Genomic DNA, 17,000 nt, shown 5'->3' on the forward strand with positions numbered 1-17,000 from the left:
TTTTGATGGGTCACGGCGCTTGATGATCAGTCAGTCCAACATTGCGGATCGAGCGGTGCCTTGGATGCGTCGAGCGTTGCCCGCACCAGCGTGATCGATGCGATCTTGCCGCCCTTCACCACGGCATGGCCGGCCGCGAGCGAACAACTCGCCTTGCCTGCGCGACGGCTGCGGATGACGTGATAACTGTAGATCTTGTCGCCCTTCTGAAAGACCGTCTTGAACGGGACGACGATTTCAACCTCGGCACCGCTCGCCTGGATGGCCTGGAAATGCGATACCCAATTATCGATCCCACTGATGGCCTGCTTGCCTTCGAGTGTCAGCGTTGCGTCCTCAGTGAAATATTTCCGAAACGAAGGCGCGTTAAAGCCGCCCTCTGTTTTGAATGCCGTGTTCCACCATGCGAACATGTTCGTGAAGACATCGGTCTTCGCGGCAGCGGGAGCGGACTGGAGGAGGGCAAGCGCTGTCAGCGCCAATATGGCAGGCTTTTTCATTCGTTGACCCTTTCGGAAGCCCTGATCGGCGCGATCGCCAATAGGGTGAACTTTCACCCATTCGTTATTTTCATCAAGCGACTAGTTACGGGATAAACGTTGCGTCAAACGCAATTTAGGGTCGTGCTTTCGAACGTCGATTAGTTCGTTGCCTTGGGCGCACGCCGATAGACGGTTTTGCCGCCCTTCATCACGAGATCGATCGTGCGCAGCGCACTGATATCCTTGGAGGGATCAGCAGGGAGAATCAGGATGTCTGCGTACTTTCCGGCGGTGATCGAGCCGATGTCGGCCTCCATGCCCAGCATCCTGGCTGGCATCGTTGTTGCGGCCTGCAACGCCTGCATCGGCGTCATCCCGGCCAGCACGTAGGTTTCAGCCTCGCTGACCGTGGCGGTTGTGCCGTTATTCGGCTCGAACGGAAATTGATCCGTGCCAAGGGCGATGGGAACGCCGATGCGAACCGCATCCCTCAGCATTGCCAGATGCTCCGCACCGACCACCTTCTGGCGTTCGAGATACCATTGGGGCGATCCGATCCTCTTGTAGAATTCCAGCGCCCCCGGCTGGCTGACGACCATGGTCGGGATCAGCCAGGTGCCTTTCTGCTTCATCATCTTGAGGACAGGATCGGTGAAATAATAGCCATGTTCGAAAGAATCCACGCCATATTCCATCGCCTTCAATGCCGCGACCGGTGCTCCGTTATGCGCGGTGACCTTGGCACCGTTACGATGGGCGACCTCGATCCCGACGCGGAGTTCGTCATCGGTCATCGGCGCGGCGGCGATGCTGCCATGCGTATCGGAAATGCCGCCGGAGATGGAGAATTTGATCCAGGTCGCGCCAGCCTTGATCTGCTGCCGCACCGCCTTTGCGAACCCGTCCGGGCCATCGGCCTCAAGGGTGCCGTGACCGCCCGTGGGCACGATGATCTGACCGACCGTGGCGATCCGGGGACCATCGAAACTTCCCTCGTCAAATGCCTTTTTCACGACGAAATCGGATCCGTTTTCCTCTCCCGTCAGCCGCACGGTCGTTACGCCCGCTTCGAGCGTCTTGCGCCCGTTGATTGTCATCCGCAAAATCCGAGCCTGCGGATTTTCGTTGTAAATGTAGGAGGCCCCCGGAAGATTGAGTCCCAGATGGACGTGCATGTTCATCAAGCCGGGCGATATCCATTTTCCCTCCGCGGGGATGATGATCGCGCCTTGCGGAATGGCAACGCTGGATCGGGGGCCAACCGCGGTGATCCGGTCCCCCTCGATCACGACCACCGCATCGGAGATGTTCTTTCCGTTGAGCACGTCGATCACCGTGCCGCCCACCAGCGCCTTGACCTCAACGGGCGTCGGGGCAGTCTGCGCCTTGATGGCGGATGGCGACGCAACCATGGACACGAGCGCCAGCACACTGGCGGCACGGGCAAGCTTCTTCACTAATTTCGACATGGGTGTTCCAATCAAGGCAGGGCTAGCGAGCGCATTCGTTGCGGGCGATCTTGCCGCCCTTCATGACGAAGCAGATGGTCCGAAGCGCGGCGATATCCTTGCTGGGGTCGGCATCTACAGCCACGATATCAGCCAGGAGATTGGGTCTGAGTTCACCAACCTCCCCTGCGATGCCCAGCATCCGCGCTGGTTCGATCGTCGCCGCGCGCAGCGCCTGGATCGGTGTCATTCCGGCCTCTTGATAGAGTTCCGCCTCGCGCACGGTCGCGGTAGTGCCCTCATTGGGCTCGAACGGATATTGGTCGGACCCCAGCGCAATATTGACACCGGCCTTCACGGCCGATTTGAGCGTTTGCCAGTGGATCTTGCCGACTGAGGCCTGGCGTTCGAGATACCATTGGGGCGATCCGATCTTACGGTAGAACTCCAGCGCGCCCTTTTGGCTGACGACGATCGTGGGCACATACCATGTGCCCTTGGCCTTCATTTCCTTCAGGATTTCCGGCGTGAAGAAATAGCCATGCTCGAACCCGTCGATGCCCTGCTTCAAGGCATATTCGGAAGCCTGTGGCGAGCCGGTGTGGCCTGTGACCTTCACGCCGTTGCGATGCGCCACTTCGATCGCGATCTTCATTTCCTCGTCGGTAAAGGGTGATGCGGCGATGGCACCGCGTTCATCGGAAATACCACCCGATATGCCGAGCTTGATCCAGGTCGCCCCACGCTTGATCTGTTCCCGCACGCCTTTTGCGATGGCATAGGGGCCATCCGCCTCCAATTTGCCGTGCCCGCCGGTGGGCACGATGGACTCGCCGGCCGTATGGATGCGCGGCCCCATGAACGTGCCGCCGTCGATCGCATTCTTCACGGCAAAATCGACGCCGCCTTCCTCCCCGGTGAGCCGGATTGTCGTCACACCCGACATGAGAGATTTTTGCGCATTGTCGAGCATACGAAGCGATTTGGCTTCGGGCTTCTCGCCATAAAGCCGGCCAGCCCCGGGCAGATTGAGCCCCAGATGGACGTGCATGTTCATCAGGCCCGGGATGATCCATTTGCCATCCATCGGGACCACCGTCGCGCCCTCGGGTACGGGTGTCGAAGCGGCGGGGCCGATTGCCTTGATCCGTTCGCCTTCGATCAGGATGACGGCATCTTCAATCGCTGCTTTCCCGGAGAGGTCGACCACCGTCCCGCCGGTCAGCGCCGTAACCTGCGCGGCCAGCGGAGACGAGACGAGTGACGCAGCGAGCGCCGCGCTGGAGAGCAGCCATTTTTTCATCGTTACCATCCGGATTAATGCGTGATCAGTGCGGGCTGTGTATCGGCGCGGACGATCAACCCACCCTTCATCACAAAGCCCAGATTGCGGAGCGCGCTGATATCCTTGAGAGGATTGGCGGGCAGCGCGACGATATCGGCATATTGGCCAGCCACGATCCGTCCGACAGCCTTATCCAGCCCCAGCATCCTGGCGGGCTGGATCGTAGCCGCCTGCAGCGCCTGCAACGGCGTCATTCCCGCCTGCACATATAGCTCGGCTTCGGCCACGGTCGCGGTGGTGCCGCCATTGGGCTCGAAGGGAAATTGGTCGGTGCCAAGCGCGATATTCACACCCAGCTTAATCGCACTTTGCAGCATGGCCCAATGATCCTTGCCGGTGGATTCCACGCGCGCCATATACCAGTCAGGCGAGCCGATTTTGCGGTAAAATTCATGCGCGCCGGGCTGTGTCACAACGATGGTCGGCACCAACCACACGCCCTTGGCCTTCATGTCGCGCAGAATATCGTTGTTCAGATGATAGCCATGCTCGAAGCAATCGATGCCGAATTTCAGCGCCTGCTGCGCGGCCTCGGTCGATCCGTTGTGCGCGGTGACCTTCACGCCGTTGCGATGCGCCACCTCGATCAGCGTGGAGAGTTCCTCGTCCGTCATCGGTGCGGCGGAGATGCTGCCATGCGTATCGGAAATACCGCCCGAAATGGCGATCTTGATCCAGGTGGCACCGCGCTTGATCTGGGTGCGCGCGGCCTTGGCGAATTCATAGGGGCCATCGGCTTCTAGAAAGCCGTGTCCGCCCGTTGGAATGATGATCTCTCCGGCCGTTTCGATGCGCGGACCAAGCGTCTGGCCTGCGGCGATCGCCGCCTTCAGCGCGAAATCATTGCCATGATCCTCATGCGTCAGCCGCACGGTGGTCACGCCTGCCTGCAGGGTCCGGCGGCCATTATCGGCCATGCGGAGCGCCTGCGCCGCGTCGCTTTCGTCGGCCAGGCTATTGCCGGTGGCACCGGGCAGTTTCAGGCCAAGATGCGTGTGCATGTTCATCATGCCGGGGATCAGCCATTGCCCCTGCATCGGGACGACCGTAGCGCCTTCGGGCACGGTCACCGATGCCGATGGCCCCACCTTCACGATCTTCTCGCCCTCGATCAGCACGGTGGCATTTTCGAGCGCACCGCCCTTGTCGATATCGATGACATTGCCGCCGACGAGCGCGGTGATTCTGGCTGCCGGTGACTGAGGTGTCTGCGCCGCTATGGGCGTCGCCAAAATGAGCGCAGCCGATGCTAGAAATCCCGATAGCGAGCGAATCATCTCAACCCCTTTGACTTGTGTGGCGGCCTTTGCCGGCTCGACCCATTCACCCAGAGCATGATGGATAAAGGGTAGCGCGCAAGGCGCACCACGCCCTGATTTTGTTGCGAAAATCGCAACGTATTTCCAAACTCGTTCCGCTTGAAGCACATGTTTCTGCGGGATTTCCGCGAAACCTGGGCGGGATGATCTCCCAAATGACGCTCAATGCCAACACTTTTCACGCGATTATGGGCATTTGCAATTTGAAGCGACGCGCGCATGATCTTGGTCGAAACTCAATGGGGAACGCATGTGCCTGCTCTTCCGGACTTTTCCCGTCGCCACGTTATCGCCCTGCTCGCCACAACAATGCTGGCTGGAGCCACCGCCGTCATCGCCCAAACGGGCGATGACGGTATGCGGCTTCGTGCCTTGCTGGACGAAAGCGCCGCCGCGGATGACAGGCTTGACCCCATGTCAGCCACCCGCAAGGGCAAGCCCGGCGACGGACCATTGTTCGTGGATCCTCTCTCCGATTTCTACGCCGATGCCCTGCGCGCGCAAAAGACCCGCGAACTGGCAGCGCTCTCCGCGATCAATCGCGCAGCGCTGATCCCGATCGACCGCATCGCCTATGACGTGTTCGCTTATCGCACGCGCCAGACCATGGCCTATATCGAAAGCGGGGCGTTTCAGACCGCCCGGCTGGCCCCGCTCAATCCTTCATTCGGCCTTCAGGTGGAATTTCCCGATTTCGTATCCGGTGCCGGAGCGTCCTTTGCCAGCCTCCAGGATTATGAAGATGGGCTGATCCGGTTGAACGGCTTTGCGGGCTATCTCGGCAATACGGTTTCAAAATTGAAGCAGGGCGTGGCCGCCGGCTATGTACAGCCTCGGATCATCGTCGAGAATATTCTGAAGCAGGTCGATGCGCTGCTGCTCGTGCCGGTAGACGACAGTCCGTTTTTCAAGGCGATCGGCCGTATGCCGGCAGATATCCCAGCCGCAGACAAGGCGCGCCTGATCGGCGCTTACCGCACGACGATCTCGGAGAAAATCTATCCGGGTTACCGCCAGTGGCAGATCTATCTGCGCGACATCTATCTCCCGCTGGCAACTGCCGCACCCGGTCGTTGGGCGATGAAGGGCGGCAACGTGCTTTATGCCGCCGAACTCGCGCGGCACACGACGACCACGCGATCGGCGGCCGATATCCACACGCTCGGCCTGTCCGAAGTCGCGCGGATCCGCAACGAGATGGAGGCAGTCCGCACGCAGATCGGGTATAAGGGCAATCTCAAGGCGTTCTTCGCACACATCCGCACCGATCCCCGATATTATTACACGACTTCGGAGGAATTGTTGGCGCGCTTCAAAGCGGTCGAGGCGAAGATCTGGCCCTCCATCCCCAAATTGTTCCACGACCGGCCAAAGGCACCGTTCGAGGTCCGCCCGCTGCCCGCGCTCGGTGATCAGCGCGGCACCGGCTATTATCGACCGGGTGAACCCGATGGCGTTTCTCCCGGCATCCTGTTTTTCAATATGTCCATGCTCGGCACGCGGCCCATTCCCACGCTGGAGACGCTAACGCTGCACGAAGGCATTCCCGGACACCATTTCCAGATCACATTGGCACGCGAAAATGAAAGCCTGCCACCGTTGCTACGCTTCGGATCATCCACCGCCTACACCGAGGGGTGGGGGCTTTATGCGGAATCACTGGGGCGCGAACTGGGGATGTTCGGCGATCCGCTGCAATGGTTCGGCCATCTCGATATGGAAATGCTCCGCGCCGTCCGTCTTGTGGTGGATACCGGGCTGCACGCCAAGCAATGGGATCGCCAGAAGGCGATCGACTATATACGCGCCAATACGTCGATGGCGGACAAGGACGTCGCTGTCGAAATCGATCGCTACATCGCATATCCTGGGCAGGCCTGTGCCTATAAAATCGGCGAACTCAAATTTCGCGAACTGCGCATCCGCGCTGAAAAGGCGCTGAAAGACCAGTTCGATGTCCGCGACTATCATCGTGAGGCGCTCAATACCGGCGCCATTCCGATGGATGTGCTCGAAGCCAAGATCGAAAACTGGATCGTATCCACGCGAACCGAGAAGCAAGAAGGACAAGGGAAAGCATGAAGAAAATTCTGACGGCGCTGGCGATCGCATCGCTCAGCGTGACACCTGCGATGGCCGCGAAGAAGGAGCACACATTCTCCAGGCCAGTGGCCAGCGATCTCGTCAGCCGCATGTTCGTTTGGTGGAACGCCGCCTTCAAGGATCCAGAAGGTTTCACGCCCGAGGCTTTCGGTCAGTATTTCACCGATGATGCGGTGATGCGGATCAACGGCACGAACCGCGCGAAGGGGCTGACCGATCTGGCGGCACGCTTTCGCAAGATCCAGTCCAGCGTCGATGCCGTCGAGATCAAGGTGCCGTTCGTAGAAGCTTTCTCTTCGCCCGATGGCAAGAGGATCTTCACTTACCATCTCGAAAGCGCGATCGAGAATGGCAAGGAGAGCCATTCGATGGTGATGGGCTATGTGGAAGTCCGCGGCGGCAAGATCGCACTCGTCAATTTCCTGAGCATGGAAGGCCAGCCGGGACCGATTGAAATGATGCCTTGAATGATGACCAAATTTTGATCCCATTATCTCCGCTGTAAAACGCGGGATGAGCGCGCGCATCCGATGACGCGTTAACAGAACTGTCGTCGAAAATGGCGTCGAGGCCCAGAAAACGAACCCGCGGTTCGCTCGCCATGGATGGGTGATCCGCGGTGGACGCGTGACGCGCATGAGTTGATAGCCGGGCGCGGCAATCTTTAATCCGCGGCTGAAGCGCCGGACTTCAAATGACGTTTCAACCAGTCCGCTCCGTCTGCAATGGCGGTGTTGGCCATATCCGATATGTTCATGGATTCCAGAAAGCTGTGGATAGCGCCGGCGTAAACCGTCATGCGAACCTCCACCCCCGCGTCGCGCAGCTTTGCAGACATAGCGCGATTTTCATCGGCGAGGATATCGCACGCGGCGATGCACAGGAAGGCCGGGGGCAGATTGTGGAGCTTTGCCAGCATCGGCCGGGCATAAGGGCTCTGCCGATCTCCATCGGGGCCGAGATAGGCATCCCAGAAATCGACCATCTCGCTTGCAGTCAGATTATAGGCGTCGCCGTCATAGCGGCTGTGGCTGTCGCGGATCTCCGTATCGAACGCGCCATAATTGAGCAGCAGCGCGTTCAGCGGCGGCTCTCCCGCATCGCGCAGCCTGAGCGCCGTCGCCAGCGACAGATTGGCTCCGGCCGAATCACCGCCGATCGCGACCCGCTCGGGATCGAGGCCGTGCGCAGCGCCGTCGGACCGCACCCAGCCTACCACGTCCACAATCTCGTCCAGCGCATGAGGAAAGCGCACTTCGGGCGAGAGGCTGTAATCCACGCCGATCACCGCGCAGCCGACCCGTGCGGCATATTCGCGCATCAACCGATCATGCGTATCGATGCTGAACAACATCCATCCGCCGCCATGGATATAGAGCAGCACCGGGAGGACGGGATCGGCATTGGGGCGGTGAATGCGGACCCGCAGCTTGCCCGCGCCGACGATCAACTCTTCGGTCTTCGCCATTACGGGACCGCCCGCCGTCCATGGCGCGCGCACCTCTTCGGCCACGGCGCGCCGCGCGGAAATATCGGCATAGCCGCCGGCCGACAGCCTGGCATAATCGGCATTCACCTGATGATGGAACCGGCGGATGTGGGGATCGACATCATCCATCATCACTATCCCCGGCCTGGCGCATCAGGCGCGCAAGCGGCACATCGCCCAGCGCGTCCAATATTTCATTCAGCGTTTCGGGGCTCTCATCCTGCCCCAGCTTGAAGCGCGACCGCGCGCGGATCACGTTCGCACGAAACGCCACGATATGGGGAATGAGCTTGGCATAGCGATCCCCCATCGCGTCAGGACGCCAGGCACCGGGGCCATCGCCTTCCATATGAGACACCAGCGCATCGATCGCCGCGTCATTTTCGTCCGGGACGAGGCGGATTTCCACCTCATATTGGGCAAAAGCGTAATTCCATGTCGGTGCCCAGCCCGGCTTCGATACCCAGCCCGGCTGGATATAGCCTTGCGGACCCTGAAACAGGATCAGCGCACGCGGTTGCGCCGCCACCACGGCCAAGTGAGGATTGGCGAGCGCGAAATGACCGAAGAAGCCTGTGATCTCCCCATCGGCCCCAATGTCCGCCAGCAGCGGCAGCGGGGTCGAGACGAACCCCTCCGGCCCATCCGATACGACCATCGCAAGCACCTGTTCGCTGACGAAGGCCGCGAGACTTTCCCGATCGCGGGGCGCAAACTGGTCCCCATATTCCTGTTTCTTGTTCATCGTTGCGGGACAATGCCCCATTTATCGTCCGCCGCCCAGATCGCAAAAGCCTGAAACATCGCTTGCTGCTGACGCACGGCCTTGCTGCCGGATGCGCCCATATGGCCGCCGATGGACGAGATCTTGGTCATGATCGGATGGCCGCCGGTGGTAACGGCCCGCGCACGCACCGTGAATTTCAGCGGCTCATAAAAGGCGACGCGTTCATCGGCTAGGCTGCTCGTGGTGAGCAAGGCGGGATAAGCGGCGGGCTTGAGCTGATCATAAGGCGAATAGCTCGCGATATACGCATATTCCTCCGGCACGCGCGGATCGCCCCAGATCGGCAAAGCGGTGAGCCCCAGCGGATGCGTTTCGAATGCGTCCATCGTGTTCAGCGGATCCACGAACGGCACTTGCGCGATCACGCCCGCCCAGAGATCGGGCCGCATCGTATAGATCGCCCCCATCAGCAGACCGCCCGCGGAATAGCCATGCGACACGATCCGCCCCTTAGCTGTATAGCCTTCCGCGATCAGATGTTCGGCGCAAGCGATGAAATCGGTGAAGGTCTTCTTCTTGCCGGTCTTGAGCACCGACCGCCACCAATGGCTGCCCTTTTCCGCGCCGCCCCGCACATGGGCGATGGCGTAGCTCCAGCCCTGATCGACCAGCGCGATCGACGCGGCATCGAATTCCGCCGGCACGGTCGCGCCATAGGAACCATAGCCATAAAGGAAGAGCGGCGCTTTCCCGTCGCGCCGAGCCGCCTTGGATCGCAACAGCGTGATCGGCACACGTTCGCCATCCGGGGCCACGGCTTCAAGCCGTTCGACCACATAATGCGCGGGATCGTAAGCCGGATTGATTGTCGTTGCGCGGGCCGGCGCTGCGGTGCCAGAGGCGAGCATCAGGCGCGAAGGCTGTGGCGGGGTGCGCGGTGATTGATAGGTGAAAGCCAGCGCGGGCGCGTCCCAACCCTGACCATGCGGCGCGAACAGGGCGTAAGCGGGTTCGTCGAAGCCGACATCCCGCTCCCCGCCCTTCTTGTCCATCACCACAAGACGCGGATTGGCGTCGCGCCATTCCTCGCGCACCAGATGATCGCGGAACGGATGAATGGCGGCGATGAAACGCCCCGCGATATGCGGCACCCAGGGTTTCCATTGCGCGCGGCCTGGCGTCGCTACCGGCACCGTCATGATCTTCATATCGATCGCGCCATCGACATCCGTAAGAATGACAAGCTGATCGTTCCAATGATCCACATCGTAGCGCAGATCGGGCGCACGCGGCTCCACCAGGATCGGCTTTGCCGTGGGATCGCTCGCGGGAACGAGCATGACCTCGGTCTGCGCGCCGTTCAGCATCTGGATCACCACGAACCCGCCGGAAGCCGTGGTGCGCAACTGAATGAAGAAAGCGGGATCGCTTTCGGCATGCACCTTCACGTCCGCGCCGGTCTGCATATCGCGCCGCCACACCGAATTGGGATGGCCGCTGTCATCGCGCCCTACCCAGAAGAGATAGCGCCCGCCCGCATCGAAGGCAAAGCTGCCATGGCCCGCATCGATATCCGTGACGCGCATCTTGCCCGTGGCAATCTCGCGGACGCGGATGGAAAAGATGCCGGATCCGGTCAGATCCTCGGCCCAGCCGAACATCTTCTGATCAGGGCTGTGAAACGGGCCGGCCCAATGCAGGCCATAAAAGGTCTTGCCCTTGGCCTGCGCGCCCGCGTCGAGCAGAATCTGTTCAGCGCCGCCCGCCTTGGGTTTGCGCGCATAGACCGGATATTCGCTGCCCGGTGCAGCGCGCTGATAATAAAGATAGCCGCCGTCTTCCACTTCCAGCGGCGAGGTCGCGCTGTTGCCGACGGCTTCCGCTCTCTGCAGCAATGCTGCTTGCAAGGGCTGAGAGGGGGCCAGCATGGCATCGGCATAAGCCGTCTCGGCGTCGATCGCGGCGCGGATCGGCGGATCGAGCGTGGTGGGATCGCGCAGCACCGCGTGCCAATCCTTCGGCCGCATCCAGGCGTAATTATCGATCCGCTTATGGCCGAAATTGCCGACTTCCCTCGGCTGCACCGGCTGCTGCGGCGGGATCGGCCAGGCAGATTTCGCGGCGAGCGCAACGCCCGGCCGTGCCATCGCCGCTATCGTCATCGCACCCAGCGATACGCAAATCTTTCGGCGGTCCATCATGCACGCATCATCCCAGAAAATTGGTGGCCGGGAAACCGATCCCGGCCACCTATGACCTTTACAACGCCCAGTTCAACTGCACCCCAAAGGTGCGCGGGCGAACGATGAAGCGGCCAGCGCCCGAACCAAAATCGGAATAGCCGAATGTCACGGCGCGCTTATCCGCAATATTCTCGGCATAGACCGCCGCCGAAAAGGCACCGAGCTTGGCCGAAATCCGCGCATCGAAAATGCTATAGGGCGCAAAGCTCGTCGTCTCGGTGAGGAAGCCCGGCGAGCGGGACACATAGCGATGAAGCAGCATGACCGTGGGCGCGACCTCACCACCAAAGCTGTAGCTTGCCGTGTTGGAGATGCGCCATTTCGCGGCGGACGGCAGCCTCTTGCCTTCGGGCAGCGGCGGCGAACCCGTGGGAATGGCTTCGGAGAGCTTGGCGTCGAGATAGGTCACGTTGGTGGCGAAGGAGAAGCCCCCCAGCGTGAGCGCCGCCGCGGCCTCGACACCATAGATTTCCGCCGCGCCTGCATTCGCGCCATAGGTGAGACCATCGCCAGCGCGGCGCAGCCGCACCTGAAGATTAGTCCAGTCGACGTAAAATCCCGTGAGGTTGAGATTCAGCGCCTTGTCGAACAGATCGAACCGGGTGCCGACTTCGTAATTCCACAGGCTATCGGATTCGGTGCCCAGCGGGATGGGCGATCCGGCCAGCGGCGGCAGCGTGTTGGGCGAACCGAAGCGATAGCCCTTGGATGCCAGCGCATAGACCATGAAATCATCCTGCGGCTGATATTTGATCGAGAGCTTCGGCGCGAAACCGGATTCGTTGACGCCGAACGGCGGATTGATCAGCGGCGCACTGTAGGGCGCGCCGGAGAAGATGCCGGCACCGATCGTGTAGGTATCCGTGCTGGTCTGGAACAGACGCCCACCCGCGGTCAGCGTGAACGCGCCGAGATTGAGATTGCCCTCACCGAACAGCGCGTTTTCTTCGCCCTTGGTGCGGGACGCGCCGAAATAATATTCGTCCCCGTTCAGCAGACCAGCGGCATTCTCGGCAGGATGGTTTGCGGTGTAGTTGGGAGAGGAAAGATGCTCCTGAAAGCCTTTTTCCGTATTGATGTGCGTCGCGCCCACCACCCAGTCAAACGTCTCGCCCTTGGGGGACGCAAAGCGCGCCTCGAAAGACCAAGTGGTGCTTTGACCGGCTTGCAGAAAATTGTGGAGGCCAGGATTCAGAGCCCCATAAAAGGGAATGGACGAGAGCTCGTCATAAATGTCGCCGCTCTTCTTGTTATAAGTGCCCAGCATCGTGAAATCGGCGAAACCGAAATCATGATCGAGCCGCAAGCTGTGAAGCTCGGTTTCGAATATCATCGGCAATTCGATCGCGGTCGACTTGACCAACAGGCCGAGATTGGCATTGGCGATGCTGTTGTCGTCCGTGCGGCTCTTTTGATACAGACCAAGATAGCTCAGCTTGGTATCCACATCGGGGGTGAACACGATCGAGCCGCGCACGCCGAAGGTGTGGAGATCGTTGGAGCCCTTTTCGCCCACGCCGATATTGTTGATATACCCCGCATCGACGCGCTGGGTGACCACAGCGCGCACCGCCAATTTATCGGCGATGATCGGCAGGTTGATCATGCCTTTCGCGCGGTAATTCACTTCGCCATCGGAAAAGCGCGTGGTGCCGATCCCGGCTTCCGCTGCGGCCTCGATCGCCTCCGGGTTCGCAAGGTTGGATATGAAATTGATCGCGCCGCCCAATGAGGCGGAGCCGAACAGCGTGCCCTGCGGGCCGCGCAACACTTCGACGCGCTGCACGTCGAAAGCGTCGATATCGGGGATGACGACGGTATAGCCGGGTTCGTTCATCGGGATATCGTTGATGAAATAGCCGGTGGTGCCCTGACCCTGATCGAGCCCGGCATTGGTGCCGATGCCGCGGATCACTGCCTGTGAATTGTTGGACGGCCCGGTATTGAAGGCCACGCCGGGCGTGCGCGTCAGATAATCCTTGAAATCCTGTGCGCCGATCTTCTCGAGCTGCTCACCGGTCACGGCGGAGAGGCTGCCTGCGAAATCGCCGAGCCGCTCCTGCCGCTTGCCGGCGGTCACGATGATTTCATTGCCGGTGTTCGAAGCACTGTCTTCCACCGCTTCCTGCGCCCAGGCCGGTGTCGCGCCCGCCATCATCATCGCGATGGCGGATATGGCAAATGGCTTGATCATGATCTTGGTCATCGTCTTTTCCCTTTTTTGCCCGGCTGCCGCGTTGCGCAGCTTGTGCCGGGATGTTGGATGGTGCCGTTCTTTGACGGCTTGCTGGTTGATCCTCAGTGGTCTTCAGGCCCGAAGCGCTGGCGTCCGTTAACGAACGTGCGCAACACCTTGATCTTGGCGATGTCGCTGGCGGGGATCGCGCGGGGATCGGCATCGAGCACCGTCAAATCCGCCAGATAATGCGGGGCGATGACGCCCAGCCGATCCTCCTGGAATCCGGCATAGGCATTGGCGCGGGTATAAGCGGACAGCGCCTGCTCAACGCTGATCTTCTGATCGGGCAACCAGCCCTGCGGATTGGCACCGTCGATCGTAGCGCGCGTCACCGCCGCATGGAGGCCGGCCAGCGGATCGAGCGGGGCCACCGGCCAATCCGATCCGAACGTCATCGTAGCACCGGCATCGAGCAGAGACTTGAAGGCATAGGTGCCATTCAAACGCGCCGCGCCGATGCGCTTGATCGCCCATCGGCCGTCATCGATCGCATGATAGGGCTGAACCGACGCGATCACCTTTTGCGCGGCGAATTGCTTGATCGCCGGCTGGCTCAGATGCTGGGCATGTTCGATCCGGAAACGCCGATCCCGCGGGCCATTGGCGCTGGCGACTTCGGCGAAGATATCGAGGATCTCGTCATTCGCCGCGTCGCCAATCGCGTGGACGGTGACATGCAGCTTATGCGCATCCGCCGCCTGCACCCATTTGCGGACATCGGCGAGCGGCGCGACGCGCACGCCATGCTGATTGGGCGCATCGGTATAGGGCTGGCGGAACAAGGCGGTGCGCGAACCGAGCGATCCATCCATCAACCCTTTCACCGCGCCCCAGCGCAGCCAATCGTCACCACGGCCTTCGGCAGCGACGATCGCGGCCATTTTTTCCCAGTCGGCCAGAGGCGTGAAGGCATAAAAGCGCATCCCCGTCTCGCCCTTGGCACCCAACCGGCGCAGCGCTTCGTAACTGCTCCAGTCGATTTCCGGCATATGCACCTGCGCCACGCCCTTGGAGAGGCCATGCGCGATGCCGCGCTTCACCGAGGCTTCGGTCTGCGCGTCGGTGGGCCTGGGGATGGCGCGCTCGGCGAGCCAGGCGGCATTGTCCTTCAATATGCCGGTCGGCTCTCCCTTGGCATCGCGCAGGATCAGCCCGCCCGCCGGATCCGGCGTGTTGCGATCGATGCCCGCCAGTTTCAGCGCCACCGAATTCAGCAAGACCATGTGCAGATCGAGGCGCGATACCGCAACGGGCGTATCCGGGGTCACGGCGTCGATCCAATGCCGGGTGGGCAATTCACCGCCCCATAATTGCTCGTCCCAATATCCACCCTCGACCCATTGGCCCGGTGACAATGCCCGCGCGGCCTGGGCCACCTGCGCGGTAAAGGCCGCGCGATTGGGGGCTTCGCGCAGATTGGGCTGCGTCAGCATTGCCGACCCACGCAAGAAATGCGTGTGATTGTCGATAAAGGCCGGCATCAGGAAGGCACCACCCAGATCGATGGTGCGCGTGCCGCGTCCGCTGCCCGCGCGGACCGCATCGGCGCCGATCGCGACGATGCGATCGCCCTTCAATCCAACCGCCGTGATGGCCGCATCCGGCTTCATGCCGGTCCACACGCGCGCATTGATCAGCGCGATGTCGAGCGGCCCACCGGCCGCATGAAGCGGCTGCGCGAGCAGCATGGCTGCGGTAGCCCCGATGAATTGACGCCGGTCGATCATTCTTCCTCCGTGCCTCGGATTGACCTGACAGACACGGATCAAGAAACATCCAATATTGGACCCATCGACGGGTCCAACTATCAGGCAGGCATATTACCGGCCCTTCGCAACCGCTTGATCGCGTCGCGCGCCTCGCCTTCATCCATGCTGGCGAAACCCAGCCGCAGACCGCGTTCCGCATCGGGCCGTGTCATGAAAGAATGGGAGGAGGCAAAGCGCAGATCGACCTTGTGCGCATTGCGTTCGATCCGATCGAGAAAGGAATTGTCCCGAAATTTCAGCCAGAAAGCCAGACCGCCATCGGGCACGCGGAAATCGATCTGATCTCCCAATTCCTCTGCGACTGTGGTGGCGAAATTGTCTCTGCGCGCGGCATAGATTCGTGTCATCTTGCGCGCATGACGACGCACCTCGCCGCTGTCGGTCAGGTCCGCCGCGGCTTCTTCGGTCAGCGTGTTGCCCATGCCGTCGATCAGGGAAATCTCGTGCGCAATGGCATCGATCACCTCCGGCGTGGCGACGACATACCCCAGCCGGAGCGCCGGCACGAGCAATTTGGAGAGCGATCCCACATAGATCACGCGATCGGGCGCATAGCTGGCCATGGGCAGAAGCGGCTGCGATCCGAACCGGAATTCGTGATCATAATCATCCTCGATCACGGCAAAGGCGAATTGCCGCGCCAGTTCGAGCAGACGCAGGCGGCGTTCGGGCTTGAGCGACACCGTGGTGGGAAACTGATGATGCGGGGTCAGGAAGATGGCGCGCACCCGGTGCCGTCGGCAGGCGCGCTCGACATCGTCCACATCCACGCCGTCGGGCGTCAACCCCACTGAAATCGCCTGCGCCCCGCACGCCTGCGCCGACGCCACCGCCGGGCCGTAGCTCAGCGATTCAAACAGGATCGCCTCGCCCGGCTGGGCCAGAATGCGGGTCGCCAGGAAAATGCCCATCTGGCTACCGCGGGTGATGCAGACGTTATCGAGCGACACCATCAGCCCGCGTTCGTTGCGCAGCATGTTGGCGATGCTTTCGCGCAGCAGGCGCGAGCCACGGGGATCGCGATACTGCAGCCGGTTCATGCGAAACGCGCTGTCCACCGCCGATCGATAGGCGCGACCCAGCAGTTCCGCCGGAAACAGCCGCCCGTCTGGCGCGCCTTCGTCGATCTTGCGCCACGGGCCTGTGGGAATGGCCAGCGGCTCGGGCGGGGGCGGGCGGAAACGATATCCTGCCTTTACCGGGCCGGTCTCACGGGGGAACACATGCTCGGCGGACACAAGCGGCTGTTCGGGCAACGATGGCGACACTGCCGTGCCCCGTGTCCCATGCGAGACCAGCCATCCCTGCGCGGTGAGTTCGTCATAGGCCAATACGATCGTCTTGCGATTGACCTTCAGCGCTTCGGCGAGCGAGCGGGTGCTGGGCAGGAACATCGCCGGCGCGAGCCGCCCCCGCTGGATTTCTTCGATCAGCGCGCGCGTCACCTGCAGGTAAAGCGGCAGATCGCGGGACGGATCGATGTGGATCGGCGGAATGAACATGGTCGCGCGCCTTTGGATCAATCCATGCCACGATTCCGGCACAAATCAGGTCCAGTGATTAAGCAAGACCGCATTAAGGTTGTCAATGTCGCAACGGCGAGAGGGCGTTGTCGGGTGACATGGGCTGGGCCGGCATGGCAATCTGAACGCCGCAATGCCCGCTGCAAGAAGGAGATAGGTGAAAAGACACATGTCATTTGTCAGATTATGCCTCCACAAAGTCTTCTCTCCTGCTAAGGAGGAAACGGAATCGGCATTGCTATTGGCTCTGTCGGCGTAGTTGGAACGGATGGTTGCCAGAACAGGTTATGAAATTGATGAGCAAGCCAGAGGA

At 61.1% G+C, this 17,000-nt stretch carries 12 protein-coding genes; 2 read left to right on the plus strand and 10 right to left on the minus strand.

Annotated features, from left to right (window positions below):
* Positions 1-26: 26 nt before the first annotated feature.
* From FHS49_RS14285 to FHS49_RS14300, 4 genes are all read right to left on the minus strand, one after another.
* Positions 27-500, minus strand: coding sequence for a hypothetical protein (locus tag FHS49_RS14285; protein ID WP_246350729.1), 474 nt, complete (start codon positions 498-500; stop codon positions 27-29).
* 140 nt (positions 501-640) lie between these two features.
* Positions 641-1,951 carry an amidohydrolase family protein gene (locus tag FHS49_RS14290; protein ID WP_184019695.1) on the minus strand — a complete coding sequence of 437 codons (1,311 nt, stop codon included), beginning with the start codon at positions 1,949-1,951 and terminating at the stop codon, positions 641-643.
* 22 nt (positions 1,952-1,973) lie between these two features.
* Positions 1,974-3,233, minus strand: a complete 1,260-nt coding sequence (locus FHS49_RS14295) for an amidohydrolase family protein (RefSeq protein ID WP_184019697.1) — start codon at positions 3,231-3,233, stop codon at positions 1,974-1,976.
* Between the two features lie 14 nt (positions 3,234-3,247).
* A complete protein-coding gene (locus FHS49_RS14300) occupies positions 3,248-4,552 on the minus strand; it encodes an amidohydrolase family protein (RefSeq protein WP_184019698.1) in 1,305 nt (434 codons plus the stop codon).
* A gap of 351 nt (positions 4,553-4,903) precedes the next feature.
* Between FHS49_RS14300 and FHS49_RS14305 the strand changes: the two genes are divergently transcribed.
* Entirely contained in the window at positions 4,904-6,676 is a 1,773-nt protein-coding gene (locus FHS49_RS14305) for a DUF885 domain-containing protein (protein ID WP_184019700.1), read from the plus strand.
* Positions 6,673-7,164 carry a nuclear transport factor 2 family protein gene (locus FHS49_RS14310; RefSeq protein WP_184019702.1) on the plus strand — a complete coding sequence of 164 codons (492 nt, stop codon included), beginning with the start codon at positions 6,673-6,675 and terminating at the stop codon, positions 7,162-7,164. Before FHS49_RS14305 ends, FHS49_RS14310 begins: the two co-directional genes overlap by 4 nt.
* Positions 7,165-7,361: 197 nt before the next feature.
* Here the strand turns inward: FHS49_RS14310 and FHS49_RS14315 are convergent, their stop codons facing one another.
* The 6 genes from FHS49_RS14315 to FHS49_RS14340 form a co-directional block, all read right to left on the minus strand.
* Positions 7,362-8,318 (minus strand): alpha/beta hydrolase fold domain-containing protein, encoded by a 957-nt coding sequence (locus tag FHS49_RS14315; RefSeq protein ID WP_184019704.1) that lies wholly within the window; start codon positions 8,316-8,318, stop codon positions 7,362-7,364.
* Positions 8,308-8,931, minus strand: a complete 624-nt coding sequence (locus tag FHS49_RS14320; RefSeq protein WP_184019705.1) for an FMN-binding negative transcriptional regulator — start codon at positions 8,929-8,931, stop codon at positions 8,308-8,310. The genes FHS49_RS14315 and FHS49_RS14320 overlap by 11 nt, the downstream gene beginning before the upstream one ends.
* Positions 8,928-11,114, minus strand: a complete 2,187-nt coding sequence (locus FHS49_RS14325) for a S9 family peptidase (RefSeq protein ID WP_184019707.1) — start codon at positions 11,112-11,114, stop codon at positions 8,928-8,930. Before FHS49_RS14325 ends, FHS49_RS14320 begins: the two co-directional genes overlap by 4 nt.
* A gap of 58 nt (positions 11,115-11,172) precedes the next feature.
* Entirely contained in the window at positions 11,173-13,362 is a 2,190-nt protein-coding gene (locus FHS49_RS14330; RefSeq protein ID WP_184019709.1) for a TonB-dependent receptor, read from the minus strand.
* A gap of 92 nt (positions 13,363-13,454) precedes the next feature.
* A complete protein-coding gene (locus FHS49_RS14335) occupies positions 13,455-15,122 on the minus strand; it encodes an amidohydrolase (protein WP_184019711.1) in 1,668 nt (555 codons plus the stop codon).
* An 80-nt stretch (positions 15,123-15,202) separates the two neighbouring features.
* Positions 15,203-16,666 carry an aminotransferase-like domain-containing protein gene (locus tag FHS49_RS14340; protein ID WP_184019713.1) on the minus strand — a complete coding sequence of 488 codons (1,464 nt, stop codon included), beginning with the start codon at positions 16,664-16,666 and terminating at the stop codon, positions 15,203-15,205.
* Between the last annotated feature and the right edge of the window lie 334 nt (positions 16,667-17,000).

The organism is Sphingobium boeckii, from assembly GCF_014199215.1.
GTDB lineage: Bacteria > Pseudomonadota > Alphaproteobacteria > Sphingomonadales > Sphingomonadaceae > Sphingobium_A > Sphingobium_A boeckii.